The organism is Pseudomonas sp. BS-2016, assembly GCF_001806145.1.
In the GTDB taxonomy this organism is placed as follows: Bacteria; Pseudomonadota; Gammaproteobacteria; order Pseudomonadales; family Pseudomonadaceae; genus Aquipseudomonas; species Aquipseudomonas lundensis.
The window spans coordinates 121,829-146,219 of record NZ_MLCT01000009.1 but is presented as its reverse complement, the minus strand read 5'-3'; the positions used below and the strand labels follow the sequence as shown (position 1 = coordinate 146,219).

Annotated in this window: 28 protein-coding genes and 2 pseudogenes; 21 read left to right on the top strand and 9 right to left on the bottom strand. The window is 57.2% G+C overall.

Annotation, left to right across the window (positions count from 1 at the left end):
• From BKD70_RS24020 to BKD70_RS24000, 13 genes and pseudogenes are all read left to right on the top strand, one after another.
• A partial coding sequence (locus BKD70_RS24020; RefSeq protein WP_175441018.1) for an RHS repeat-associated core domain-containing protein occupies positions 1-723 on the top strand: 723 nt, incomplete at its 5' end.
• The gene (locus BKD70_RS01395; protein ID WP_052959615.1) at positions 713-1,369 is read left to right on the top strand and encodes a hypothetical protein; all 657 of its coding nucleotides are present in this window, start codon (positions 713-715) and stop codon (positions 1,367-1,369) included. The genes BKD70_RS24020 and BKD70_RS01395, both read left to right, overlap by 11 nt.
• 32 nt (positions 1,370-1,401) lie before the next feature.
• Positions 1,402-1,887 (top strand): annotated as a pseudogene (locus tag BKD70_RS25290) (RHS repeat-associated core domain-containing protein); the annotation flags it as partial.
• A 371-nt stretch (positions 1,888-2,258) separates the two neighbouring features.
• Complete coding sequence (locus BKD70_RS01385; protein ID WP_047274991.1) at positions 2,259-2,528, top strand: hypothetical protein; 270 nt, start codon at positions 2,259-2,261, stop codon at positions 2,526-2,528.
• A gap of 444 nt (positions 2,529-2,972) precedes the next feature.
• Positions 2,973-3,924 (top strand): annotated as a pseudogene (locus BKD70_RS01380) (IS5 family transposase).
• Positions 3,925-4,576: 652 nt separating this feature from the next.
• Positions 4,577-4,837, top strand: coding sequence for an Imm8 family immunity protein (locus BKD70_RS24015; protein WP_238591619.1), 261 nt, complete (start codon positions 4,577-4,579; stop codon positions 4,835-4,837).
• Positions 4,800-4,943: an Imm8 family immunity protein gene (locus BKD70_RS25585; RefSeq protein WP_338148708.1), complete on the top strand. Its 144-nt coding sequence runs from the start codon at positions 4,800-4,802 to the stop codon at positions 4,941-4,943. Before BKD70_RS24015 ends, BKD70_RS25585 begins: the two co-directional genes overlap by 38 nt.
• A 452-nt stretch (positions 4,944-5,395) precedes the next feature.
• The gene (locus BKD70_RS25580) at positions 5,396-5,512 is read left to right on the top strand and encodes an RHS repeat-associated core domain-containing protein (protein WP_338131888.1); all 117 of its coding nucleotides are present in this window, start codon (positions 5,396-5,398) and stop codon (positions 5,510-5,512) included.
• Between the two features lie 26 nt (positions 5,513-5,538).
• Entirely contained in the window at positions 5,539-5,742 is a 204-nt protein-coding gene (locus tag BKD70_RS25575) for a hypothetical protein (RefSeq protein ID WP_159434390.1), read from the top strand.
• A 13-nt stretch (positions 5,743-5,755) separates the two neighbouring features.
• Entirely contained in the window at positions 5,756-5,926 is a 171-nt protein-coding gene (locus BKD70_RS25570) for a hypothetical protein (protein ID WP_159434389.1), read from the top strand.
• Entirely contained in the window at positions 5,927-6,367 is a 441-nt protein-coding gene (locus BKD70_RS01370) for an SMI1/KNR4 family protein (protein ID WP_052892171.1), read from the top strand.
• A 108-nt stretch (positions 6,368-6,475) separates the two neighbouring features.
• Positions 6,476-6,730, top strand: coding sequence for a toxin C-terminal domain-containing protein (locus BKD70_RS25280; protein ID WP_240477767.1), 255 nt, complete (start codon positions 6,476-6,478; stop codon positions 6,728-6,730).
• A gap of 94 nt (positions 6,731-6,824) precedes the next feature.
• Positions 6,825-7,025 carry a hypothetical protein gene (locus tag BKD70_RS24000; RefSeq protein ID WP_080960232.1) on the top strand — a complete coding sequence of 67 codons (201 nt, stop codon included), beginning with the start codon at positions 6,825-6,827 and terminating at the stop codon, positions 7,023-7,025.
• A 515-nt stretch (positions 7,026-7,540) separates the two neighbouring features.
• Here the strand turns inward: BKD70_RS24000 and BKD70_RS01365 are convergent.
• Complete coding sequence (locus tag BKD70_RS01365; RefSeq protein ID WP_047276435.1) at positions 7,541-8,035, bottom strand: SprT family zinc-dependent metalloprotease; 495 nt, start codon at positions 8,033-8,035, stop codon at positions 7,541-7,543.
• A gap of 131 nt (positions 8,036-8,166) precedes the next feature.
• Positions 8,167-8,769, bottom strand: coding sequence for a Yip1 family protein (locus BKD70_RS01360; RefSeq protein WP_047276433.1), 603 nt, complete (start codon positions 8,767-8,769; stop codon positions 8,167-8,169).
• A gap of 272 nt (positions 8,770-9,041) precedes the next feature.
• Between BKD70_RS01360 and ttcA the strand changes: the two genes are divergently transcribed.
• Together ttcA and BKD70_RS01350 are read left to right on the top strand one after the other, a co-directional pair.
• The gene (gene ttcA / locus BKD70_RS01355) at positions 9,042-9,866 is read left to right on the top strand and encodes a tRNA 2-thiocytidine(32) synthetase TtcA (RefSeq protein WP_047276431.1); all 825 of its coding nucleotides are present in this window, start codon (positions 9,042-9,044) and stop codon (positions 9,864-9,866) included.
• Between the two features lie 55 nt (positions 9,867-9,921).
• The gene (locus tag BKD70_RS01350; RefSeq protein ID WP_047276429.1) at positions 9,922-10,593 is read left to right on the top strand and encodes a DNA-3-methyladenine glycosylase I; all 672 of its coding nucleotides are present in this window, start codon (positions 9,922-9,924) and stop codon (positions 10,591-10,593) included.
• Positions 10,594-10,626: 33 nt separating this feature from the next.
• On the opposite strand, the gene BKD70_RS01345 is transcribed toward BKD70_RS01350, so the two are convergent.
• From BKD70_RS01345 to arsC, 3 genes are read right to left on the bottom strand one after another with little or no spacing between them, the layout of a single operon-like run.
• On the bottom strand, positions 10,627-11,034 hold the full coding sequence (locus BKD70_RS01345; RefSeq protein WP_047276427.1) for a DUF2069 domain-containing protein: 408 nt from the start codon (positions 11,032-11,034) through the stop codon (positions 10,627-10,629).
• A complete protein-coding gene (wrbA, locus tag BKD70_RS01340; RefSeq protein ID WP_047276425.1) occupies positions 11,027-11,632 on the bottom strand; it encodes an NAD(P)H:quinone oxidoreductase in 606 nt (201 codons plus the stop codon). Before wrbA ends, BKD70_RS01345 begins: the two co-directional genes overlap by 8 nt.
• Entirely contained in the window at positions 11,629-11,982 is a 354-nt protein-coding gene (arsC, locus tag BKD70_RS01335) for an arsenate reductase (glutaredoxin) (protein WP_047276423.1), read from the bottom strand. The genes wrbA and arsC overlap by 4 nt, the downstream gene beginning before the upstream one ends.
• 126 nt (positions 11,983-12,108) lie before the next feature.
• Between arsC and BKD70_RS01330 the strand changes: the two genes are divergently transcribed.
• A complete protein-coding gene (locus BKD70_RS01330) occupies positions 12,109-12,573 on the top strand; it encodes a TlpA disulfide reductase family protein (protein ID WP_047276421.1) in 465 nt (154 codons plus the stop codon).
• 45 nt (positions 12,574-12,618) lie between these two features.
• On the opposite strand, the gene BKD70_RS01325 is transcribed toward BKD70_RS01330, so the two are convergent.
• From BKD70_RS01325 to BKD70_RS01310, 4 genes are read right to left on the bottom strand one after another with little or no spacing between them, the layout of a single operon-like run.
• A complete protein-coding gene (locus BKD70_RS01325; protein ID WP_047276419.1) occupies positions 12,619-13,023 on the bottom strand; it encodes an META domain-containing protein in 405 nt (134 codons plus the stop codon).
• A complete protein-coding gene (locus BKD70_RS01320; protein ID WP_047276417.1) occupies positions 13,020-13,460 on the bottom strand; it encodes a hypothetical protein in 441 nt (146 codons plus the stop codon). Before BKD70_RS01320 ends, BKD70_RS01325 begins: the two co-directional genes overlap by 4 nt.
• A 60-nt stretch (positions 13,461-13,520) precedes the next feature.
• Positions 13,521-14,510 carry a 2-hydroxyacid dehydrogenase gene (locus BKD70_RS01315; RefSeq protein ID WP_047276415.1) on the bottom strand — a complete coding sequence of 330 codons (990 nt, stop codon included), beginning with the start codon at positions 14,508-14,510 and terminating at the stop codon, positions 13,521-13,523.
• A gap of 31 nt (positions 14,511-14,541) precedes the next feature.
• Positions 14,542-17,301, bottom strand: a complete 2,760-nt coding sequence (locus BKD70_RS01310) for a response regulator (protein ID WP_047276413.1) — start codon at positions 17,299-17,301, stop codon at positions 14,542-14,544.
• Between the two features lie 213 nt (positions 17,302-17,514).
• Between BKD70_RS01310 and BKD70_RS01305 the strand changes: the two genes are divergently transcribed.
• The 5 genes from BKD70_RS01305 to relA all read left to right on the top strand — a co-directional run bounded on the left by BKD70_RS01305 (position 17,515) and on the right by relA (position 24,369).
• Positions 17,515-18,243 (top strand): response regulator transcription factor, encoded by a 729-nt coding sequence (locus BKD70_RS01305; RefSeq protein WP_047276411.1) that lies wholly within the window; start codon positions 17,515-17,517, stop codon positions 18,241-18,243.
• A complete protein-coding gene (locus BKD70_RS01300) occupies positions 18,233-19,600 on the top strand; it encodes a sensor histidine kinase (RefSeq protein ID WP_047276409.1) in 1,368 nt (455 codons plus the stop codon). Before BKD70_RS01305 ends, BKD70_RS01300 begins: the two co-directional genes overlap by 11 nt.
• Before the next feature lie 141 nt (positions 19,601-19,741).
• A complete protein-coding gene (gene cysM, locus BKD70_RS01295) occupies positions 19,742-20,644 on the top strand; it encodes a cysteine synthase CysM (protein ID WP_047276407.1) in 903 nt (300 codons plus the stop codon).
• The gene (gene rlmD, locus BKD70_RS01290) at positions 20,644-21,996 is read left to right on the top strand and encodes a 23S rRNA (uracil(1939)-C(5))-methyltransferase RlmD (protein WP_047276405.1); all 1,353 of its coding nucleotides are present in this window, start codon (positions 20,644-20,646) and stop codon (positions 21,994-21,996) included. Before cysM ends, rlmD begins: the two co-directional genes overlap by 1 nt.
• Positions 21,997-22,116: 120 nt before the next feature.
• On the top strand, positions 22,117-24,369 hold the full coding sequence (relA, locus tag BKD70_RS01285) for a GTP diphosphokinase (RefSeq protein ID WP_047276403.1): 2,253 nt from the start codon (positions 22,117-22,119) through the stop codon (positions 24,367-24,369).
• Positions 24,370-24,391: the final 22 nt, after the last annotated feature.

Here is a 24,391-nt window from a genome sequence, read left to right as displayed (position 1 = left end):
GGTGGTTATGACATTGATGAAGACCCGCTGTGGACCCACACCCCGCAAGCGCTGCCGATTGACGTGTTGGCCTGGTACCAGTGCGACCACCTCGGCACGCCACAAGAACTGACCGACCCCACCGGCCAAATCGCCTGGAGCGCGCAGTACAAAGCGTGGGGAGAAGTCAAAGAACAACGCACGGAATGGGCACAACGCCAAGGCCTGACCAACCCGATCAGGTTTCAGGGGCAATACCACGATCACGAAACAGGGCTGCACTACAATCGGTATAGGTACTATGATCCACGAGTCGGACGGTTTGTCAGTAAGGACCCGATCAGCTATGCGGGTGGGTTGAACCTGTATGCGTATGCGCCGAATCCAACGGGGTGGGTTGATCCGCTGGGGTTGGCGCGTTGTATTTGTGATAGTGAAGTAAAAAATTCAGCTCCTAAGAATATGACGCCTGAAGGGGCTGGTCGTCGGGGAGCGTTTAATGAAGCTAAGCGCCAGTCAGGAATTCCGACAAGTCAGCAGCCAAGTAGGGTAATTCATAACGTGGATAAACGTGGAAATCGACAGCCAGGAAAAATTTATGAATTTGAAGTCGCTGCGCCAGGCGGGGGGATTAAAAAAGTAAGAGTTAGAGATGATTCAGGCGGACACGATTTTGGCACAGGAAACCCACAGAATAGAGGTGCTCACTTTAATGATGAATCAGGTTTCCACTATGACTACTAAGGTTGCAGTGACAATTGCTAAAGACGCTTTTTCAGATAATGATGTAATCCATCTGGGTCGGTCGGTCGAGGAAGGTGAATGTAAGCTAACCGTAATAAGTTGGTTGGTAAAAGTGCGTGAGGAGAGCGCCCTCTTGCAAGTTTTTAAGGGGCTCTACAAGATGCTTCAAGAAAGATTGCCCGATTATGATGTTTGGTTATTGGTAGGTACCAGTGCTTGGCAGCCTGATACTCGTATAACTCGTTATAGGAGGTTGTGGGGTGCGCTGAAGCTGAGAGGGTTAGAGGTGTTGTGTGGTAATGACTTTAAAGAGTTTGTGGTTGAGGGGGGAAGTGGTATAAAGTTTTACGGAGCAACTGCTTTGACTTTGTCTTCAGCAAGCTCTGTGATAAATATTATTTTGAATGAGCGCTGTTCATATTTTGCTTGTTTTCCAAAAGGGTGTGATGTTGATAGATTATTAAAAGGAGGGTGGTCTGGGGAGGTTGTAAGTGATTTGAGCTTTATTTGTCGTGTGGCGAGTTCTAATGGTTTTGTACTGAAGTCCGTAGGTGAGTTTGATGATGTAGAATGGGGTTTTTTTTATTTGGGGCCTTTGGAAATTGCACTTAAAATTAGAGACGATGAATTCGAGATAGAGTCATAAAGTTTTTCGTAAGTTAATAGCGTTGAGTTATGACCCTCTACGGCAACACCCTCGCCTGGGAAAGTAGCCCTGCCCAGACAATGCGCCACCAACCGATGCGCCTGTTGGCCCAACCGAGTTACACCGGTGCCTACGACATCGACCAAGACCCGCTGTGGACCCACACCCCGCAAGCGCTACCGATTGACGTACTGGCGTGGTACCAGTGCGACCACCTCGGCACGCCACAAGAACTCACCTACCACACCGGCCAAATCGCCTGGAGCGCGCAGTACAAAGCGTGGGGAGAAGTCAAAGAACAACGCTCGGACTGGGCACAACGCCAAGGCCTGACCAACCCGATCAGGTTTCAGGGGCAATACCACGATCACGAAACAGGGCTGCACTACAATCGGTATAGGTACTATGATCCACGGGTCGGACGCTTTATCAGCAAAGACCCGATCAGCTATGCGGGTGGGTTGAATCTGTATGCGTATGCGCCGAATCCAACGGGGTGGGTTGATCCGCTTGGATTAAGATGCGATAGCCCTGCGCAAAAGCTAAAACGCAAACTTTCGGCCTTACAAAGTGCAGAAAAATCTGCTGAGCGTATACGTGAACTGCCGGATGGTCGCATCAGGTATTACGATAAGGAAGCTTTAGCCAGAACTTCGGGCCCCACCAGAGGGAGATCTCATGTCACGGAATATAATTCAGCTACTGGCCAAGTGCGTACATGGGAGGAAACCTATTATCATTTCGGTGCGGTAAATCGTGTTCACCCAAAAATGAACAATGGGGAGCTATTAGATCTGCCACACTATCCTCCAACGAGATCAGATATTGATCAAGGCATCGCGAGCCCTAGCGGCAGAGCCATTAAAAAATGTCAATGTGGATGCTAGTTATGAATAACTACGAAAAAGAGACCCGATTGCTGGTGGAGTTAATAGATCATGTAGAGTCTGTACCTTACGATCCTTTACGATTTGCAAAGTATATTTATGCCAAGCGACTTGACGAGTGCATTTATCAATACGAGGACAAGCAGTTGAGCGAAGCTTTCGATCTACTAGGTGGAATGAGTGCGGGCGAGGAGTTTTTTTATTCAAAAGATGAAATCCTGCAAATACTGAATAATTGCTTAAGCGCTTTAAAAAGCAAAGTCAAGCCTTGAGGTGTATGGGTTATTTGGCGTAAACAATTACATAGCTGTACTCAGTTTTTTTGCTGAAAATAGTTCCGACAAGACAAAGGTAAAGATAGTGGGATTCATTGATGAAGTGAGAGGGATATACACACCCTCATAGAGTACTTATCTTTTTTATTGATATACCTAATGGCTGTGATTTTTTTGCAATCGATAAATATTTTTCGTCACTGTCTGATGGCAAAAAAATGCATATGAAGACGCTTGCCTGTAACACGAAAATATGGACCAAGCACGATACATAGAGTGTTTGTCATTAGCCTCAATAACCAATATTAAACATTGATTTTACGGATATTGTTGAGCAATTGAGATAAATAACTAAATGAAAGATATCATCCGCCTAGGGAAACTCCGAACAAGTCTCCAAGCATGCTGAAATACAGCCTCACCACCTGACCCGAGCGCTTCATGAGCCAGATGAGCTTTCCCGATTTCGAATACGCGAGCAAGCGCAAGCAAACACGCCGTGAACGGTTCCTCGCCAAGATGGATCAGGTTGTGCCTTGGAGCGGTTTACTGGCGTTGATCGAGCCGTATTATCCGAAAGCTGGCGGTGGCCGCAAATCGTATCCGCTGGAAACCATGCTGCAAAATTGGTTCTCGCTGAACGATCCTGCCATGGACGAAGCGCTGTGTGAAATCACGCCCATGCTCCAGTTTGCGCACTTGACCCTGAGCGCGCCGATCCCTGAAGACACCACGATCATGAACTTCAGGCACCCGCTGGAGAAACATAAGTTGGCGCCGGCGATCCTGGCGGTCATCAACGGTTATTTGCAGGAGAAAGGCCTTTCGCTGCGCCATGGCACCATCGTCGATACGACGATTATCCACGCGCTTAGTTCGACTAAGAACCAAGACGGTAAACGCGATCCAGAGATGCATCAGACGAAAAAGGCAATCAACATTTCTTCGGAATGAAGGCCTATATTGGTGCCGACGTTGAGTCGGGGCTGGTTCACCACGTTCACGGCACCGCAGGGAATGTAGCCGAGTCACTCAGGTTGCCGAACTGCTGCACGGCGAGGAAAACGCGATCTACGCCGATGCTGGTTACACCGGTGTCGAGAAGCGCAAAGAGCATGATAACCGTGAAGTGGTATGGCAAATCGCCATGCGACGCAGCACCTGTTCCAAGCTGAGCAAGCGCAGCGTGCTGTACAAAGCCAAGCGCAAAATCGAGTACCTCAAAGACCAGACACGGGCCAAGGTCGAACACCCATTTCGGGTGATCAAACGTCAGTCCGGTTATGTGAAAGTGCACTTTCGCGGACGGATGAAAAACATCGCTCAATTGACCACGCTGTTTGCCTTGTCCAATTTGTGGATGGCTCGAAAAAAGCTGATGGGTATGGGTTAATTACGCGCGTTACACGGAGAAATGGGCTGACACGCTCGCCAAGGCGGCGCGTACGGGATATTTCGCGGTCAATAGCGCCAAATTCAGCGGGATTTTCAACTTGCCGCACGGTTGCGGCAAGTTGATCGGAGCTCCTCTAAGGACTTAGTACCTGTGAACGGTGTTTCAATAATTGAGAGGGTTGAATAATGAAAAAGAACTGCCCGATGTGGGATCTAGACGAGCTAATGATGTAAAATGAGAACTACTATTATGTGGTTCAGAGTGTAAACACCATAATGGAAAATCTATTTGTTTTTATGGGGGCTAAGGGGATGCTTAGGTGTTGCATTACAAATGAACATGGAAAATTTTTGAAAAAAAAATTATGCTTAATGAGATAACGAAAGAGGGGGATAAGTTAAGCTCTGGCACTAAAAAATCGTACATCGTCGGCTAGGTTCTAAAGGTGCACAAAAACTCCAGCTAACATGAAATTGCTAGAGAAAACACCAACTGAAATTCGAAATCGCAAGGCAAGTTGAGACAGTATAGTTCTCCTGCTTACAAACCATATCAGCAGGGAGCTCAGGCTAATTTTGAGCAAAGATTTCCCGGTCAAGAAACAAAAAAATGGCAGTCAAATGCTCACTTGGATATCACGGACTAAACTATGAATGCAGAATTGAAACGGGTTCATAGCCCTGACATTTACAATCTTAAAAGTTACCAGCCTGAATGCTCGGATAGTTTCTGTTTTTTGCTACAGGCAATGATTGGGCCCGCAGGTGAGGATGGCGAGGAGTCATTTGATATTGAGGTTTGCACCCCGAAGTGGATTGCAAGTCATCTTGAAATAAATGACGGTCTTATAGGAGTGCACTATCTAATTGTCCGTGAGTATAGTTATAAAAAAAATCATTCACTCTATTGAGAAGTTTTTGCTGGGCTGTTCGGGGGCGAGCTGGGGTGAGGTAGCAAAAAAAGTTTCAAAATTGGGATTTTGGGAGTTTGAGGCCCACAAAGATGTAGCTCCATGACTATGGCGGATCATGTCCTTTTACAGAGATCGTCGCCGAAGGAGATTGTGTGAAATCACAAGTTTTAGATCTAAAAACATATGCCCCCGCATGTCGGGGGAGCATGTTTTTCTACGTATGGGAGTAAAAAGACCTTTCAGCTCGTGCCGTCAGGTGCATCGTGCACTACATTTCTGAATCCGGCAGCTTCGTGACTGTGGTTCAGGCACTGCACCAACACCGATCAGCTTGCTGGCCCAGCTGACTTACGAAGGGGTCTACGACATCGCCCAGGACTCCATCAGCTCAAGGCGCAACTTTTTGAGGCGCTGGCCAGGTAACAGTGTGACCACGCTTGAACTACCGAGCACCACGGCCACGTGGCCTAAGCGGCGCAGTACAAAGGCTGGAGCGAAGTCATAGAACAGTGCTCGAACTGGGCACGGCAGAAAGGCCTGACCAACCCGATCAGGTTGCAGGGGCAATACCACGATCACGAAACAGTGCTGCACTACAATCAGTATCGATACTACGATCCACGGGTCGGACGGTTGTCAGTAAGGATCCGATCAGTTATGCGGGTGGGTTGAATCTGTATGCGTATGCGCCTAATCCGGTGGAGTGGATTGATGCGTTGGGGTTGGCGCGTTGTCTATGTAACCCGTGTGGTATTACTACGCATTCTGGTCAACCTTCGCCAAGGCCTTCCGGATTACAATCACACCATCTAATTCAAGATGCATGGGCGAAAGCTAATGTGCCTGGTTATAGCCGTGGAGGAGCTCCCGCAATTATATTACCTCGCTCACCACAACATTAAACTGTGACTGGCATTGCAAAATGCATGGAAGGATACGAGGGTTAGAAATGAAGAACACAAATGGTGGAACTCGTTGGAGGATGAGTTTAATAATTCATGCCGTGACCTTGGTGTTGCTGGAATTAGTGAAAAGTGCAGGCGAAAAGCAATAAAGCAAGCTTACAAGCATTTTTATGGAGGGTGAATGAAAATTAATCAATGCATAATGTTGCTTTCTTCTTTATGGCATTGTGAGAGGGGAGTATCTAAAAATGTTCTGGAAAATGTTGAGCAGATTACTGGCTTTAAGCTGCCGCAGGATTACAAAAATTTTATGCAGTGGTCAAATGGAGGGGAAGGAGTATTAACAAATATCCGCTTGTCATTTTGGCCTGCTGAGGACTTGGTGTCTCTGAATGAGGACTATAAGATAAATGAGTATCTCGGAAAAAAGGTATTGGCCATTGGTTCAGACGGCGGGCCAATTTGTTTGTTGTTGGACTATCGGGGTAATAACGATGAGCCTTGCTTTTCTAGTGTTAATTTTGGAGGTCTTGATCCAGATGAGATTAAGGTTATTGCACCTAAATTTACTTTAGCCCTCGAGCTTGCAATCGCAGGGAAGATTGTTGGTGATGATTTATAAATTTTGTTTTAGCTTATCTTAAGGGGGCTGCACTAAAATCGGTATGGACACTATGATCCACGGGTCGGACGGTTTGTCAGTAAGGATCCGATCAGTTATGCGGGTGGGTTGAACCTGTATGCGTATGCGCCCAATCCGGTGGAGTGGGTTGATGCGTTGGGATTGGCGCATTATAAATGCACCAGTAAAGATGAAAAAACTAGCTTAGCGACTGAATTAGTATTTAAAACTAACAAGAAGGCTGCGAAAGCAGCTGGAATTTGGGGATTTAAGGAAATTAATGAAAAGATTCATGGCGGCCAGGCAGTATTCAAATTAGTTAAAGGCTACATTGCAAGAGATCTTGACGGGCATAATGGATGAGTATGAAAGATGGCAGGTTCTGTCAAGACGCTCGGTAGTAGAGAACGGCGCGCTGGAACTTCTAATATAAATTTAAAACGTATTGGTGATTGAGATGGGTGAGCGTGAAAATAATCCAGAGTGGGTATTGAAAGGTAAAAAAATTAGCCAGCTTATTGAGGAGCTTCAATCATTCGAAAACCAAGATCTACTGGTGGAGATATCTTTGGATGGTGGTAATACACATAAGCCAATTAGTCTGGTTAAAAAGTCTGGTGGCGTATGTTTATTGGTTAATAGTGAGATTTTACGTTGAGGTGATATAAGGGGCTAATTGCGTATATAACTGATATTTGCAATGCGTTAGATTATTTAAATGCAATTCTGGCAGGGGCAGTCGAGTGTCTTTCGGAGTGTGGTGTCATGCATGTTGAGTGTCAGTAAAACTGAGAGAGCGCCGCGCGCAGACTTTCTGCGCGAGTGGCAAAACCGTCCACTACCTCTACGAACCCGGCACCTTCGTCCCCGTGGCCCAGGCCCTGCGCCACCAACCGATGCGCCTGCTGGCCCAACCGAGTTACACCGGTGCCTACGACATCGACCAGGACCCGCTATGGACCCACACCCCGCAAGCGCTGCCGATTGACGTACTGGCAGTTACGCGGCAGTGGTTTCGCTGGCCTGTACTAGGCGGTGTTTATGACATTACTTTTCGTACAGAACGGTATGTGCTGTTTTTCAATCAACACCTCTTCAGCGCTGGTTCACTTCTTGTGTTATCCAATGTTCGGAGATGCGTCGGTGAACCTTCCCCCCATTTTTTGTACCCGTTTATTCAATTCGGGTCTGGCCCGTGAACAGCAGCGTGTTCCGGCATTTGCGGCACAGGTAGCGGCGGCCTTTGTTGACCAACCCGTGGCGTTGGGCGCTGAACGGGAAGTCGCTGTCCGGGCAGGGGCAGCGATAGATGTAACGGGTCACGCTGCGGCGTTTGATGTCATACGTATGGCAACGATTGGGCGGCAGTTCGTACACCCCGCGCATGATTAGTTGCCACTCTTCACCATGGGCCGCGATGCGGTCGCCAAACAGTTGATGGGCGATCAGGTGCGCGACTTCGTGGGCCACGGTTTGTTTGAGGAAGTCGTCGCGGTTTTCACGGTACAGCTGTGGATTGAAGCGCAACAGGTTTTCATGCAGGTGCGCCACACCGGCCTTCTGGCCGCGCAGCTTGAAGCTGACCACGGGGCGCTTGAAAGGGCGCTTGAAAAACGCTTCGGCAAGGTTGAAACAGTCTTCGACGCGGGAATTGAGCAGCTCGGGCATGCGGTTCGGTTCTCCAGAGCCCGCGATTATGCCGCAAGCCTGAAGCGGGCGAAGGGTCAAAGTGCCGAGCGGTTCACCCGGCTGTTAATCCTGTAGCCGCTAGCGCAGGAGGCGGCTACAGGATGCCCCCGTCAGTTGGTGTAGACCGGGCCGACGCCCAACCCCCATACGATCACGGTAAACGCCATGATCGCGACCAGCACCACCAAACCGACGGCCAGCACCGAACTCGAAAACAGAAACCCTTCATCGGGGTCGATGTTCATGAAGGTCGGCAGGCCGACATACAGCAAATACACGGTGTAGCAAATCGCCGCCGTGCCCACGGCCATGCCCAGCCACATGTGCGGGTACAGCGCCGCCAACCCGCCAATAAACAGCGGCGTGGCGGTGTACGTAGCGAACGCGACACACCGTGCCAGGCTGGGTTGGGCATCGTAGGTGCGTGCCATCCAGTGAATGAATGCGCCCATCACCCCGACCCCCACCAGCATCGACAGGTAGGACATGACCGTCATCCACAGGGCGCTTTCTGTGGTGAGCATGACCGGTGCCCGGCTGCCAATGACCCAGCCGACCTGGGTGGTGCCAATAAACGCGGAAATGGCCGGGATCGCGGCCAGGATCAGGGTATGGGTGAGGTACATGTGGCTGATGCTTTCTTCGGCATCGCCGCGTATTTGCCGCCACTCTTGATCGGGGTGGGTAAAGAGGCCCACAACGTGATGGATCATGGCTGTCGCTCCTGTAATAAAACGCATCGCCCCCAGTGGGACGCGTGCCGGTCGCGCAGCCAGATATGTGAGGTTCAAGCAGGGCTTGCGGCCTTATGTCGCAGTATAGGAAACCCCGTGGTTAATGACGCCGGGGCGTTAGAGCATATTGTGCTGTCAGCCCCTGGCGTAATTGCCGAGACGTCTTAAGGGCGGCCAGAGGGGGTTCGTGTACGGGCGCTTTAAGGGTAAAATCGCCGCCTTTTTGTCTTAACTCGCGGAATTGAAGCGCTATGGGCACTCTCTCGGTCTCTCAAATTAAACTCCAGAAACGCCTGCGCCGATTGACCGGTGAGGCCGTTGCCGATTTCAACATGATTGAAGATGGCGACAAGGTGATGGTCTGCCTGTCGGGCGGCAAAGACAGTTACACCCTGCTCGACGTGCTGTTGCACTTGCAGAAAGTGGCGCCGATCAGCTTTGAAATCGTTGCCGTGAACATGGACCAGAAGCAGCCGGGCTTCCCGGAAGAGGTGTTGCCGGCCTACCTCAAGGCCCTGGGCGTTGAGTACCACATCGTTGAGAAAGACACCTACTCGGTGGTCAAGGAACTGATCCCGGAAGGCAAGACCACCTGTTCCCTGTGCTCGCGCTTGCGGCGCGGCACGCTCTACACCTTTGCCGATGAAATCGGTGCGACCAAGATGGCATTGGGGCATCACCGCGACGACATCGTGGAGACGTTCTTCCTCAATATGTTCTTCAACGGCACCCTCAAGGCGATGCCGCCCAAGCTGCTGTCCGACGACGGGCGCAACGTGGTGATCCGTCCGCTGGCGTACTGCAACGAGAAAGACATCCAGGCGTACTCCGATTTGCAGCAATTCCCGATCATCCCGTGCAACCTGTGCGGCTCGCAGGAAAACCTGCAACGTCAAGTGGTCAAGGACATGCTTCAGGAATGGGACCGCAAGACGCCGGGGCGCACCGAGAGCATCTTCCGCAGCTTGCAGAATGTGATCCCGTCACAGTTGGCCGATCGCAACCTGTTCGACTTCGCCAGCCTGAAAATCGACGAAACGGCCACGCCGCGCTTTGTTAATTTGCTGAACCTCTAGGCCTGGGCAGGGCTCAGATCCCCCAGTGACACTCTATTTGCCAAGAGGAGAGGGCATGCGCGATTACAAATGGCTGCACGAATATTGCTTGAACCGCTTTGGTTCGGCAGCCGCGCTCGAAGCCCGGTTGCCCGTGCCGCGAACGGCCGCGCAATTGCGGGCGATCCCCGATGATCGTTATCTCTCGACCCTGGCCCTGCGGGTCTTTCGCGCCGGGCTCAAGCACAGCGTGGTCGACGCAAAGTGGCCGGTGTTTGAAGAGGTGTTTTTCGGTTTCGACCCGGAAAAAGTGGTGCTCATGGGCGCCGAACACCTGGAGCGGCTGATGCAGGATGCGCGGATCATTCGCCATTTGGGCAAGCTCAAAAGCGTGCCGCGCAATGCGCAAATGGTGCTCGACATCGCTCACGAACACGGCAGTTTCGGTGCCTTCATCGCTGATTGGCCTGTGACTGACATTGTCGGGCTGTGGAAGTACCTGGCCAAACACGGGCATCAGTTGGGCGGCCTTTCGGCACCACGGTTTTTGCGGATGGTCGGTAAAGACACGTTCGTGCCCAGCGATGATGTGGTAGCCGCATTGAATGCGCAGAAGCTGGTGGACAAGGCGCCCACCAGCCTGCGGGATCTGGCGATTGTGCAAAATGCGTTCAATCAGTGGCACGCCGAGAGCGGGCGGCCGATGTGCCAGCTGTCACAGATGCTGGCACTGACCGTCAATCATTGACCACCATCGGCCGGATCGACGCACGGTGGCGGATTACTCTCCCGCCAGCCGTCGATCCAGCTGATGGCGCCAGCGCACAAACAGCATCGCACTGACAAACACCGCCACGCTCCCGGCGATTTCCAGCAATCCGAATACTTGCCGATTGGGGTCGAACGCCGCCAGGGCGCCTTTGATCAGGTACAGATTGATCACATAACAGGTGAAGGAATGGCCGCGCGGATTGCCGATCAGCATGCCCGGCACCAGGAACATCAGCGGCACCAGCTCGATCAGCAAAATCACCCACGGGCGTGCGCCGTGCAAGTCGGCGAACATCAGGTAATACACGCACAGCAAGCCGATAAAACCGAAGAAACACACCAGGCTCAAGAGGCGCATCAAGCGCACGCGAGGCTGTAGCCATTCGATGGAGGGCAACACTTTGGGCTTTTTAGCCACGGGGCGTCTCCAGTTTCAACGCGATGCTGGCCAGGCGCTGGCCGAGGGCGCGGCACAGGGCGATTTCGTGTTCGTCCAGCCCGCGTTTGCCGTCGGCCCCGGCGTGGTGGCTAGGCCCGTAGGGCGTGCCGCCTGCGGTGGTCTGCAACAACGCCGACTCGCTGTAAGGCAGGCCGGTGACCAGCATGCCGTGGTGCATCAGCGGCAGCAGCATCGACAGCAGGGTGGTTTCCTGACCGCCGTGCAGGCTGGCGGTGGAGGTGAACACGCCTGCGGGCTTGCCCACCAGTGCGCCGGTCAGCCACAAATTGCTGGTGCCATCGAGAAAGTACTTCAGGGGCGCGGCCATGTTGCCGAAACGGGTCGGGCTGCCCAGCGCCAGCCCTGAGCAGTGCTTGAGGTCATCGAGGCTGGCGTACATCGCGCCTTCAGCCGGAATCGCCGGGGCAACGGCTTCGCATTCAGTGGAGATGGCTGGCACCGTACGCAAGCGCGCTTCCATGCCGCCTTGTTCTATCCCGCGCGCGATATGCCGCGCCATGTCGCTTGTCGAGCCGTTACGGCTGTAATACAGAACCAAAATGTAAGGGGTGCTCACGGCAGGATCTCCAGCACGTTTTCAGGCGGTCGCCCGATGATTGCGCGGTCGCCCGCCACCAGAATCGGGCGTTCGATCAGCTTGGGGTGCGCGGCCATGGCGTCGATCAACTGCGCGTCGCTGAGGCTGCTGTCGGCCAGATTCAGGGTTTTGTATTCGTCTTCGCCGGTGCGCAACAGCTGGCGCGCGCTGATTTTCAGTTTGGCCAGCAGGTCGGTCAATTGGGCGGCGGTGGGTGGTGTTTCGAGGTAGCGCACCACGGTGGGCGACAGGCCACGGGCTTCGAGGAGTTCGAGCGCACCGCGCGATTTCGAGCAGCGCGGGTTGTGATAAAGCGTCAGATCGGTCATGTGCGGGTCGCATCTTGGGTAAGGTGGCGGCTATTCTACCCGCCTGACGGCCGCGCCTGAACCGTATGCGGTAATTGGCCGCCGTCCCCCGATTGTTTGTGTGTCTTTATTGAGAAGGATCAACGCATGTTTAAGCGACTCATGGCGCTCGCAGCCCTCACTGCCACCTTAGCGCTGGCAGGGTGCGGCAATGATTACGGGGTTGACCAGCACGGCCAGAAAGTGGCGTCCGAGCGCCTGGACAAACAGTGGAAAGTCATCAACTACTGGGCCGAATGGTGCGGGCCGTGCCGTGTGGAGATCCCGGAACTCAATGCGCTGGAAAAACAGCTGCAAGGGCAGTCCGTGGGGGTGTTCGGGGTGAATTTCGACGGTTTGCAAGGCAAGGAACTGAGCGATGCGGCGACTGCGCTGGGGATCACTTTCACCGTGCTGGCTCAGGACCCGGCTGACGTCTTTGAGCTGCCGCGCAGTGAAGCGCTGCCGGTGACCTACATCCTCGACGAGAAGGGCAAGGTGCAGGCGCAGTTGATGGGTGAACAGACAGCCGCAGGGGTGATGGCCAAGATCAAGGAACTGCGCGGTCATTAAACGCGGTAGCCGCCGCCCCGGGCTGCGGCTACCGGTGACGCGAGATCAGCTTTCTTCGGGCCACAGGCGCAACGGCTTGCCTTCGGCAGGCCAGAAACGCACTTGCTCAATGGGCGAGATATCCCAGCGTTCCACGGTTTGCAGCGCTTCAAAGAAGCGGTGCTCCTGCTCCATCAGCGCGGGCGCGCACGCCTTGCGGGTGCTGCCGACGCCGCCGAAGGTCAGGCGTTGGCCGTCCAGCGTGTACGGCGCGAACCAGTGGTTGCAGCCGCCGCTGCCATAGGCACGACCGGCATCGTCCAGGGTGACGGTCAGGTGGCTGTTGTCGATCAGCGGACGTTCGCCGATCCACTCCAGCACGTACGTGTGGTTCTGTTGCAATTTCACCGGGTCACCCGCGCAGCCCATCAGGCTGGCGCCGAGCAGGGCCATCAGGGTCAAACGCTTCATGCCGCTTCCTTTTGTTGGCAGGTTGGGCACAGGTGCTTGCTGCCTTCGGTGCGCCAGCCCAATTCGGCAATGCGCGCGCTGGCGGCCGGTTTTTGCGCCTTGGCGCCCAACTTCGCGTCGACGGCGAATTCGAACTTCAGTTCTTTGGCGCAGCCGTCGCAGTTGACCTGCCACGCGTGAATCGACAACTCGCCAAACACCGGGCCTTTGGCGACGGCCACCCACTGGCCGCGAGGGTTGATCAGGTGACGGACTTTTTCGACGGTCAGGCGCATGGCCAGGTCTTTGCTGCCCTTGAGGGTGACCACCAGCACGTCACCGTTCTGAATCGAGCCACCGTTGCCGGTGACTTGATAAAGGCCGGCCGCCAAGGAGCGGCATTCGATCAGGGTGTGCTGCGGGCTAAGCAGGTTGTAGCGGAAATCGTGTTCGACCATGGGTCCTCCAAATAGGCCGCTATGCTAGCACGCAGACGCCAATCCACGAGGCGTGGCCGCTTAACCTTCGATCAGGTTGTGGGGCGATCCGGCTTTCCAGGCCGCGATGTTCTCCAATGTGGTGGCGGCAATCGCGCTGAGGGCTTCGTGGGTCAGGAACGCCTGATGCGCCGTGATGATGACGTTGGGAAACGTCAGCAGGCGTGCCAGCACATCGTCTTGCAAGGGCAGGTCGGAGCGGTCCTCGAAGAACAGTTGGGCTTCTTCTTCATACACGTCCAGCCCCAAGTACCCCAGTTGCCCGCTTTTCAGGGCTTCGATCAGGGAAGGCGTGTGCACCAGCGCCCCGCGCCCGGTGTTGATCAGCATGGCCCCGTGTTGCAGGGTGGCCAGGCTTTGGCTGTTGATCATGTGCTTGTTTTCGGCGGTCAGCGGGCAGTGCAGGCTGATGATGTGCGAGCCCGCGATCAGCTCGGGCAGGCTGACGTATTCGGCGCCCAGCGCCAGCAGGGCCGGGTTGGGGTAAGGGTCGAAACACAGCAGTTTGCAACCGAAGCCCGCCATGATTTTGCCGAAGGTGGCGCCGATCTGCCCGGTGCCGACCACCCCGACAGTCTTGCCCACCACATCAAACCCGGTCAGGCCGTGCAGGGTGAAATCGCCTTCACGGGTGCGGTTGTAGGCGCGGTGCAGGCGACGGTTGAGCGCCAGAATCAGCGCCACGGCGTGCTCGGCCACGGCATGGGGTGAGTACGCCGGTACGCGCACCACGCTCAGGCCCAGGCGCCGGGCGGCGGGCAAGTCGACATGGTTGTAACCGGCCGAACGCAGGGCAATCAGGCGTGTTTTGCCAAGGGCCAGTTGCTCCAGCACCGGGGCGCTCAAGTCGTCATTGATGAAGGGGCAGACCACCTCGTAGTCATGGGCCAGGGCCACGGTGTCGAGGTTCAGGCGCGCGGGCTGGAAGTGCAGCTCAAGGTCGTCGTGTTGCGCGGCAGCGGTGAAACTGTCGCGGTCGTAGGTCTGGCTGCTGAACAAAAGGATGCGCATGGGAGTCTTCCTTGGTTGAGTGCAGAAAGTGTCAGGCGGCGCTTCGGGCTTCAGCGCCAAGGCGGACGATGGCGTGATCAAGCTCGTCCAGTGCGGCGTACGCGTTGGGGCTCTCCTGCTTGAGCAGCGTCTCAGTACGCTGGCATGCGGCGCGCAATTGCGGTACGCCGCAGTAGCGGGTGGCGCCGTGCAAGCGGTGAACCCGTTCGATCAGGGCGCTGTTGTCCCGGGCTTCACGGGCCTGACGAATCGCTTCGCGGTCGGATTCCAGCGAGGCCAGCAGCATGGCCAGCATGTCTGCGGCCAGATCCTGTTTACCGGCCGCCAACCGCAAGCCCTCCTCGTGATCCAGCACGGGGAGTTGCGTGTCAGGGGTCGGCGGTTCCTGTTGGCTATCGTTGACCTGGTTGATCAGCGCCAACCCGGTCCATTTCAACACCACTTGGCCCAACTGGCGTTCGCTGATGGGCTTGGTCAGGTAGTCGTCCATACCGCTTTGCAGCAGGGCGCGTTTCTCGTTGGCCATGGCGTGGGCGGTGAGGGCCACAATGGGCAGCGGGGTGGACTGGCGCTCGCTTTCCCACTGGCGAATCAGCTCTGTGGTTTCGCGGCCGTCCATGCCGGGCATTTGCACGTCCATCAGCACCAGATCGAAGGCGTGGGCCTTGACCGCATCAATCGCCGCATAGCCGCTGTCCACGGCCGTGACGTGCGCGCCCATGTCTTCGAGCAGGGTTTGCACCAGCAGCAGGTTGGCCGGGTTGTCGTCGACACACAGGATTCGCGGGGCGCGGCTGGCCAGTAACTCGCCGCGCTCGCTACGGGTGTGACGCGGCTGGACCAGATCAGCCAGCGTGCGGCGTAACTTGCGGGTGCAGGCGGGTTTGGACTGTAACTGTTCATGGGAGTTGGGCACGGCGGCGGCGAACAGTTGCTGTTCGGTGGTGGGGCACAGCACCAGCACCTTGCAGCCCATGCGGTCGAGGTCCCAGATGGGCTGATTCAGCCGTTCCGGCGGCAGGTCCGAGGCGGTGACGCCAAACACCGCCAGATCGAAAGCCTGGTCGGTGTGATGGGCACTGGTCACGCCATTGCACAGGGTTTCGAGGGTGTTGAAGGGCGTGACCGCCAGCCCGCAGTCTTCGAGCTGGTGCTGCAAGGCCTGACACGCCAGGTCGTGTTTTTCCAGCAAGGCCACCCGACGGCCCAGCAGCGGCGCGCCCGGCAGGTCTTCCACGTCATCCCGGGCCTTGGGCAGCTTGACGCTGATCCAGAACACCGACCCTTCGCCGGGGGTGCTCTCGACCCCGATTTCGCCGCCCATCTGTTCCACCAGACGCTTGGAAATCACCAGTCCCAAACCTGTTCCGCCGGGTTGGCGCGACAGCGAGTTGTCTGCTTGGCTAAAGGCCTGAAACAACGCCCGCACATCCTGACTGGTCAGCCCGATGCCGGTGTCCTGAACGCTGATGCGCAGTTGCACGCTGCCGTCGTCCTCATCCTCGTCTTCGAGCATGGCGCGCACGGCGATGGTGCCTTCGCGGGTAAACTTGATCGCGTTGTTGACCAGGTTGGTGAGGCTCTGCTTGAGCCGCAGCGGGTCGCCAATCAGCGACAACGGCGTGTCGCGGTACACCAGGCTGACCAGCTCCAGGCCTTTCTCGTGGGCGGACGGGGCGAGAATGGTCAGCGTGTCTTGCAGCAAGTCGCGCAGGTTGAACGGGACGCTGTCGAGCACCAGTTTGCCGGCTTCGATTTTCGAGAAGTCGAGGATCTCGTTAATGATGCCCAGCAGGTTGTCGGCCGACTTTTCGATGGTGTGCAGGTAATCGAACTGACGTGGGGTCAGCTCGCTTTTTTGCAGCAAATGAGTGAAGCCCAGAATGCCGTTGAGCGGGGTGCGGATTTCGTGGCTCATGTTGGCCAGAAACTCGGACTTGATGCGGCTGGCCTCCAGGGCCTCCTTGCGCGCCAGGTCCAGTTCAAGGTTCTGGATTTCGATGGTTTCGAGGTTCTGGCGCACGTCTTCGGTGGCCTGATCGACGCTGTTTTGCAGTTCTTCCTGCGCGTTCTGCAAGGTCTCGGCCATGCGGTTGATGCCCGACGCCAGCTCGTCCAGCTCATGGCTGCCCAACGGTGGCAGGCGGGTTTCAAGTCGCCCGTCCTTGAGTTGGGCCACGGCTTGCTTGATCTGGCCCAGCGGTGCATTGATCGTGCGGCTCATGCGCAACGCCAGCAAGGCGGTGAACACCAGCCCGCTGGCAATCAACAGCAAGCTGGCAAACAAGCTGCGATAACCGCGCAGCAACATGTTGCTGTGGGACAGTTCAAGCTCGACCCAGCCCAGCAGGCGATGGGCTTCGTTGGGAATGATGTCGCCCGCCAGGTTGCGATGACGGCCAAAGACCGGGAGTAAATAGCGCGTGGCGTCGTTGTCAGTGCGTTGCAGCAACTGCGTGCTATTGCCCAGCGGTGCCTGATTGAGCATGACCGGGCCCGCGTGGGCGAGGGTTTCGTGATTGGCGTCGAGGAACGACACGGCCCGCACGTCCTGTTGCTCCAGGGACTCGGTGGCGATGCGTGCCAGCAGGGCGGTGTCGTGCCGCCCGAGCGCGGGCGCGACCAGTGGTGCGAGCTGTTCGGCAATCATTTCACCGCGCTGCAACAGCTGGGACTGCAACTCGGACTGTTGCACCCAGGTGAAGTAGCCACCCAGCACCATGGCCATCAAGGTGACGGGCAGTAACGTGAGCAGCAATACGCGGCCTTTGATTCCCAGATTTTTAAGCACGCAATTCTCCAGCTCCACGTTTTTCTGATCTTGCCCCGCGCATCCGGCGCAGGTTTGCTGGCAGTGTAGCGATTTGCCCCGCGCCCGACTTGCAGAAATTTGCCCTGCGGGTCGCGGCATTGATCGTCATCAATCGACAACCACTGGCGTGGCGGTTGCCCGCGTCGGTTCAATCTTGAATAATCGCCGATTGAGAATGACTTGCAGACGCTAATGAATCCCGCCGTGAACAACCCCTACCGCCTGTTGGCCATCGAAGACGACCCCGTGCTGGGCGCTTACCTGCAAGCGCAGTTGCAGCGCGCCGGGTTTGAGGTGTTCTGGTGCCAAAACGGTCAGGACGGTTTGAACCTGGCGCAACAGCAGCCCTTTGACGTGGTGTTGATGGACATTCTGCTGCCCGGCATGAATGGCTTGCAGGTGCTCACGCAACTGCGCCAGACCCATGCATTGCCCGTCATTCTGATGTCGGCCCTGGGCGCCGAAGCCGACCGCATCAACGGTTTTCAACTGGGCGCCGATGACTACCTGCCCAAACCGTTCAGCATGGCTGAACTGCAAGTGCGCATCGAGGCCATCCTGCGGCGGGTGGCGCTGGACCGCACGCCCCGTGCCAGTGCCGTGTCGCTGCCTGTCGACCAGGAAAGCGGGTTGGTCTTCGACGACGCCGCCAGCGACGTGCGCCATGGCGCGCAGTACGCGGGCCTGACCCGCAGCGAATTCCGCCTGCTCGACACCCTTTACCGCAATGCCGATGAAGTGTTGAGCAAGGCGTTTCTGTACCAGCACGTGCTGCAACGCGGCTACGCGCCCCACGATCGCAGCCTCGACATGCACATCAGCCAGATCCGCCGCAAGCTCAAGAGCATCGGTTATCACGCACGGGAAGTGCGCACGGTGTGGGGTAAGGGTTACGTGCTGAGTGCCAGTGATGCCTTATAAGGTCCCCGGCAAACACTCGGTGTTCTGGAAACTGGCCTGCCTGCTGGTCGCTTTTTGTTTGCTCATGATCTGGCTGAGCTGGTCGTGGGGCCGCTACATGGACAAACGCACCGGTTTTCTCTCCCATGAGGCCCGCAGCACGCTGATGCGTTACGCCGGTGAGGCAGAAACCGCTTGGGAGCAGGCAGGACAAGCGGGTGTCGATCAGTGGTTGCAGGCGCTGGGGCACGTCGAAAGCGGCTGGGTCGGCGTCATCGGTCAGGATTTGCAGTCGCTGAGCAGCTACCCGCTCAATGAACGTGAAAGCCAGCGCCTGACCTTCCTGCGCGGGGTGGACTGGCCCATCAGTCATTTGAAAAATGCCCGCCCGTGGATGAAAGTGCCGTTCCCGCGCGACTCGTCCATCGGCTATCTGGTCATTGAGCTGCCACAGCGCTTCATGCCGGGGTATTCGCAGTGGGTCTGGCGCATCATCACCAATGGCGTGATCCCTGGCCTGTTCACCTTACTCCTGTGTGTCGGCCTTTATCGCCTGCTGATCGTGCCGCTCAATCAACTGCGCGAGCAGGCTCACGCCTGGCGCGCCGACCAATTGGGCGCGCGGGTGTCGAGCCAGACCACCAGCCGTCAGGATGAGTTGGGCGATCTGGGGCGCGCGTTCGATCAAATGTCGGAGCGCTTGCAAAGCACCGTCAGCCAACAGCAGCAGTTGCTGCGTGACTTGTCCCACGAGCTGCGTACGCCTTTAAGCCGTTTGCGCGTGGCCTGCGACAGCGAGCAGGGCGAAGCCGCGTTGCGCGAGCGATTGAGCCGCGAGGTCGATGGCATGCAGCGTCTGGTGGAAGACACCCTGCAACTGGCCTGGCTCGACGCCGAACGCGGGCCGCTGCCGGTGGAAGCGATTCAGGTGCAGGCGCTGTGGGAAATGATCAGCGAAAACGCCCGCTTTGAAAGCGGCTGGCCCGAATCGCGTCTGCCGTGTTTTGTGGGCGCCGAGTGTTGGGTGCAAGGGCATCTCAACAGCTTGGCGCAAGCGCTGGAAAACATCCTGCGCAACGCCATTCGGCATTCCCCGCCCGCCGGGGTCGTCAGTCTTAGCGGCCAGCGTGAAGGCGACCAGTGGCACTTATGGCTCGACGATCAGGGCGGCGGTGTCGCGCCGCACGAACTGGAGCGTATCTTTGCGCCGTTCACCCGACTCGATGGCTCACGGCCGGGTGATGGCGGCTTTGGCCTGGGCTTGAGCATCGCGCGCAATGCCTTGCGGCTGCAGGGCGGCAGCCTGTGGGCGGAAAACACCTCTCAGGGGCTGCGGGTACACCTGCGATTGCCGTGCTATTTGCCCCCGCATCTGTAAACGGCTGCCCGACAGCGATGACACAGCCTTCGAGGGCCGGGCTTATAGCCTTTCGCCATAAGCTCCGCACTTTGCGTGATATGGCCAATTGGCGTTTGTCGGTATGATGTGCGACCCCGCAGTCCGGATTGCGAATACGCCATGACTTTGCAGTACCCCACTATCGCCGACTGCGTCGGCAACACGCCGCTGGTGCGCTTGCAGCGCCTGGCCGGCGACACCACCAATACGTTATTGCTCAAGCTCGAAGGGAATAACCCGGCGGGCTCGGTCAAAGACCGCCCGGCGCTGTCGATGATTGCCCGCGCCGAAGCGCGCGGCCAGATCCAGCCCGGCGACACCCTGATTGAAGCCACGTCCGGCAACACCGGCATCGCACTGGCCATGGCCGCTGCGATCAAAGGCTACAAGATGATCCTGATCATGCCTGACAACTCCAGTGCCGAGCGCAAGGCGGCCATGACCGCCTATGGCGCCGAGCTGATTCTGGTGTCCCAGGAAGAGGGCATGGAAGGCGCGCGCGATCTGGCCGACAAGCTGCAGGCTGAAGGTCGCGGCAAGGTGCTCGACCAGTTTGCCAACGGTGACAACCCCGAAGCGCACTACACCAGCACCGGCCCGGAGATCTGGCGTCAGACCCAGGGCAGCGTCACCCACTTTGTCAGCTCGATGGGCACCACCGGCACCATCATGGGCGTGTCGCGCTATTTGAAAGAACAAAACCCCAACGTCCAGATCATCGGCCTGCAGCCGATGGAAGGCGCCGCCATCCCCGGCATTCGCCGCTGGCCAACCGAATACCTGCCAAAGATTTATCAGGCTGACCGGGTGGACCGAATCGTCGACATGGCCCAGCGCGAAGCTGAAGACGTGATGCGTCGACTGGCCCGCGAAGAAGGCATCTTCTGTGGCGTCTCTTCGGGCGGTGCAGTGGCCGCGATGCTGCGGTTGTCCCGGGAAGTGGAAAACGCGGTGATCGTCGCGATCATTTGTGACCGTGGCGACCGTTACTTGTCGACCGGCATTTACGATGCGCCGAACTGATGGCTAAGCAAGCAAGAGGCCTGCGGTTTCAGCCGGCTGGCGGCACCAAGGCCCCGCAAGTGCCCACGGGCAAAAAACAGCGTTTGCGCATTGAGCGTCTGGCCAATGATGGCCGCGGCATTGCCTTCCTTGACGACCGGACCTGGTTTGTCAGCGGTGCGCTGGCCGGTGAAGACGTGGAGGCCAGGGTGCTGGGTGCCCACGGCAAAATCGTTGAGGCCCGCACTGAGCGCGTCTTTACAGCCAGTGAAGTGCGCCGCGTCGCCCCGTGTGCCCATGCCGGGCGCTGTGGTGGCTGCAGCGTGCAGCACCTGCCCCACGACGAGCAGCTTGCACTTAAACAGCGCATGCTGGCCGAGCAGTTGTCGCGGGTAGCGGCTGTCGAACCTGAGGAGTGGGCCGCGCCGTTGACCGGGCCCGAGTTCGGCTACCGCCGCCGCGCCCGCATTGCGGTGCGTTGGGATGCGCGTGCCAAACAGCTGGAAGTCGGTTTCCGCGCGGCTGGCAGTCAGGACATTGTGGCCATCGATCACTGTTTGGTTCTGGTACAGGCTTTGCAACCTATCATGGCCGGGCTGCCCGCTCTGTTGCGTCAGTTGAGCAACCCGAGGGCGCTGGGCCATGTCGAGTTGTTCAGTGGGTCGGCGATTGCCGTGCTGCTGCGCCACATGGCGCCGCTCAGCGAAGCAGACATGCAGCTGTTGCAGGGGTTTTGCCTCACCCACGGTGCCCAATTGTGGTTGCATGGCGAAGGTGAACCGCAGCCTGTCGATTTGACTCAAACGTTGGGCTACCGTTTAGAGCAATGGAATTTGCAACTGGCCTATCGCCCCGGCGACTTTGTTCAGGTCAATGCAGGGGTCAACGAAGCCATGGTGGCTCAGGCGCTGGAATGGCTGGCGCCCCAAGCCGACGAGCGGGTTCTTGACTTGTTTTGCGGGCTGGGTAACTTCGCGTTGCCGCTGGCCAAACAGGTCCGCGAGGTGGTGGCGGTTGAGGGGGTTGCGACGATGGTCGAACGCGCTGCGCTAAACGCGGTCAGTAACAACCTGCATAATGCAGCGTTTTTTCAGGCCGACCTGTCGCAGCCGCTGGCGCAAGCAACATGGGCCAAAGACGGTTTTTCTGCCGTGCTGCTGGACCCGCCCCGTGACGGCGCTTATGAAGTGGTACGCAAGCTGTCTGCCCTTGGGGCCAAACGCTTGGTGTATGTGTCGTGCAACCCGGCCACGCTGGCGCGTGACACGGTTGAGCTGATGAAGCAGGGTTATCGGTTAAAACGTGCCGGAATCCTCGATATGTTTCCGCAAACCGCGCATGTCGAGGCAATGGCGTTATTTGAAGCAGACTAGGACGGTCTGTCTATTTCTACGGGCCCGCAGTTCCACGCGACTTGGCCCTGTGGCGTGGAATCGGGATTCGGGCCGGTGATTTCGGCGCACTGAATGTGCGCCGTAGGGAAGGTAAGCAAGATGGTACAGGTCAGAGCACACCAGCCGATCAACACCGACGGCAGTCTCAACCTCGACGCATGGCTTGATCATGCCGTGAGTGTGGATGTCGCGCTGGACCGTGAAGCCTTGAAAGAAGCCTGTGAGTTTGCACGCGAGGCCGAACAGCAAGCCAATGCCGCGAAAAACCTGTGGACCGAAGGCACGTCGAGCTTTCGCACCGGGCTTGAAATCGCTGAAATCCTCGCGGATTTGAAGCTGGATCAGGACTCGTTGGTCGCGGCGATTCTCTATCGCGGCGTACGTGAAGGCCAGATTCAACTGCCCGCCGTTACCCAGCGCTTCGGCCAGGTGGTGGCCAAGCTGATTGATGGCGTGCTGCGCATGGCCGCGATCAGCGCCAGCCTGAGCCCGCGCCAGTCGATGGTGTTGGGCACTCAGGGCCAGGTCGAGAACCTGCGCAAAATGCTGGTGGCCATGGTCGATGATGTGCGCGTCGCGCTTATCAAGCTGGCCGAGCGCACCTGCGCCATTCGCGCCGTCAAGAATGCCCCGGACGAAAAACGCAACCGCGTGGCCCGCGAGGTGTTCGATATTTATGCGCCCTTGGCGCACCGTCTCGGCATCGGCCATATCAAGTGGGAGCTGGAGGACTTGTCCTTCCGTTACCTTGAGCCTGAGCAGTACAAGCAGATCGCGACCTTGCTCCATGAGCGTCGCCTGGATCGCGAGCGTTTCATCTCCGATGTCATGAATCAGTTGCGTACGGAGCTGGAAGCCACCGGCGTGGACGCCGACATCAGCGGCCGGGCCAAACACATCTATTCCATCTGGCGCAAAATGCAGCGCAAGGGTCTGGCCTTCAGCCAGATCTATGACGTGCGAGCCGTGCGGGTGCTGGTGCCCGAGATGCGCGATTGCTACACCGCGCTGGGCATCGTCCATACGCTGTGGCGCCATATCCCGAAAGAGTTCGACGATTACATCGCCAACCCGAAAGAGAACGGCTATCGCTCGCTGCACACCGCCGTGATCGGGCCGGAGGGCAAGGTACTTGAGGTGCAGATCCGCACCCACGCCATGCACGAAGAGGCCGAACTCGGGGTATGCGCGCACTGGCGGTACAAGGGCACTGACGTCAAGGCCGGGTCCAATCAGTACGAAGAGAAAATCTCGTGGCTGCGCCAAGTGCTGGAATGGCACGAAGAACTGGGCGATATCGGTGGTCTGGCCGAGCAACTGCGGGTCGATATCGAACCGGACCGGGTCTATATCTTCACCCCGGACGGGCACGCCATCGACTTGCCCAAAGGCGCTACACCGCTGGACTTCGCGTATCGGGTGCACACCGAAATCGGCCATAACTGCCGGGGCGCGAAGATCAACGGGCGGATTGTGCCGCTCAACTACAGCCTGCAAACCGGTGAGCAGGTCGAGATCATCACCAGCAAACATGGCACGCCGAGCCGCGACTGGCTGAACCCGAACCTGGGTTACATCACCACGTCGCGGGCCCGGGCCAAGATTGTGCATTGGTTCAAGTTGCAGGCGCGTGACCAGAACGTGGCCGCGGGTAAGACCCTGCTTGAGCGCGAACTCGGCCGTCTGGGCCTGCCTGCGGTGGATTACGAGAAGCTGGCCGACAAGGCCAACATGAAAACCGCCGAAGACATGTACGCGGCACTGGGCGCGGGTGACTTGCGTCTGGCGCAGTTGATCAACCTTGCGCAGCAAATGGTCGAGCCCGAACGCGGCAACGAGCAGATGGAGCTGATCCCGCGCAAGGCCACCGGCTACAAACCGGGCAAGCGCGGCGACATCCAGATCGAAGGCGTGGGTAACCTGCTCACACAAATGGCCGGTTGCTGCCAGCCGCTGCCGGGCGATGCCATCGTCGGTTACATCACCCAGGGGCGTGGCGTGAGCATTCACCGCCAGGATTGCGCCTCGGTGCTGCAACTGGGCAGCCGCGAGCCTGAGCGGATGATTCAGGTCAACTGGGGGCCGATCCCGGTTTCCACCTACCCGGTGGATATCGAGATTCGGGCGTACGACCGTTCCGGGCTGCTGCGTGACGTGTCGCAAGTGCTGCTCAACGAGCGGATCAACGTATTGGCGGTCAACACCCGCTCGAACAAAGAGGACAACACCGCGCTGATGTCCTTGACCATCGAGATTCCGGGGCTCGATTCGCTGGGGCGTCTGCTGGGCAAAATCTCGCAACTGCCGAACATCATTGAAACCCGGCGTATCGGGCGCAGTGAGCCGCGATAAGGGCCGAGCTACCCCGCCTTCA

Bases quoted from the DNA above. Each gene is read 5' to 3' on its own strand.
- BKD70_RS01305 (WP_047276411.1), top strand. From the start codon at position 17,515: ATGAATCCCGCCGTGAACAACCCCTACCGCCTGTTGGCCATCGAAGAC.
- ttcA (WP_047276431.1), top strand. From the start codon at position 9,042: ATGGGCACTCTCTCGGTCTCTCAAATTAAACTCCAGAAACGCCTGCGC.
- BKD70_RS01395 (WP_052959615.1), top strand. From the start codon at position 713: ATGACTACTAAGGTTGCAGTGACAATTGCTAAAGACGCTTTTTCAGAT.
- BKD70_RS01350 (WP_047276429.1), top strand. From the start codon at position 9,922: ATGCGCGATTACAAATGGCTGCACGAATATTGCTTGAACCGCTTTGGT.
- BKD70_RS01300 (WP_047276409.1), top strand. From the start codon at position 18,233: ATGCCTTATAAGGTCCCCGGCAAACACTCGGTGTTCTGGAAACTGGCC.
- BKD70_RS01320 (WP_047276417.1), bottom strand. From the start codon at position 13,460: ATGGTCGAACACGATTTCCGCTACAACCTGCTTAGCCCGCAGCACACC.
- relA (WP_047276403.1), top strand. From the start codon at position 22,117: ATGGTACAGGTCAGAGCACACCAGCCGATCAACACCGACGGCAGTCTC.
- BKD70_RS01325 (WP_047276419.1), bottom strand. From the start codon at position 13,023: ATGAAGCGTTTGACCCTGATGGCCCTGCTCGGCGCCAGCCTGATGGGC.
- BKD70_RS01370 (WP_052892171.1), top strand. From the start codon at position 5,927: ATGAAAATTAATCAATGCATAATGTTGCTTTCTTCTTTATGGCATTGT.
- BKD70_RS01360 (WP_047276433.1), bottom strand. From the start codon at position 8,769: ATGATCCATCACGTTGTGGGCCTCTTTACCCACCCCGATCAAGAGTGG.
- BKD70_RS01365 (WP_047276435.1), bottom strand. From the start codon at position 8,035: ATGCCCGAGCTGCTCAATTCCCGCGTCGAAGACTGTTTCAACCTTGCC.
- BKD70_RS01385 (WP_047274991.1), top strand. From the start codon at position 2,259: ATGAATAACTACGAAAAAGAGACCCGATTGCTGGTGGAGTTAATAGAT.
- BKD70_RS01330 (WP_047276421.1), top strand. From the start codon at position 12,109: ATGTTTAAGCGACTCATGGCGCTCGCAGCCCTCACTGCCACCTTAGCG.
- rlmD (WP_047276405.1), top strand. From the start codon at position 20,644: ATGGCTAAGCAAGCAAGAGGCCTGCGGTTTCAGCCGGCTGGCGGCACC.
- cysM (WP_047276407.1), top strand. From the start codon at position 19,742: ATGACTTTGCAGTACCCCACTATCGCCGACTGCGTCGGCAACACGCCG.
- BKD70_RS24015 (WP_238591619.1), top strand. From the start codon at position 4,577: ATGAATGCAGAATTGAAACGGGTTCATAGCCCTGACATTTACAATCTT.
- BKD70_RS24000 (WP_080960232.1), top strand. From the start codon at position 6,825: ATGGGTGAGCGTGAAAATAATCCAGAGTGGGTATTGAAAGGTAAAAAA.
- arsC (WP_047276423.1), bottom strand. From the start codon at position 11,982: ATGACCGATCTGACGCTTTATCACAACCCGCGCTGCTCGAAATCGCGC.
- BKD70_RS01315 (WP_047276415.1), bottom strand. From the start codon at position 14,510: ATGCGCATCCTTTTGTTCAGCAGCCAGACCTACGACCGCGACAGTTTC.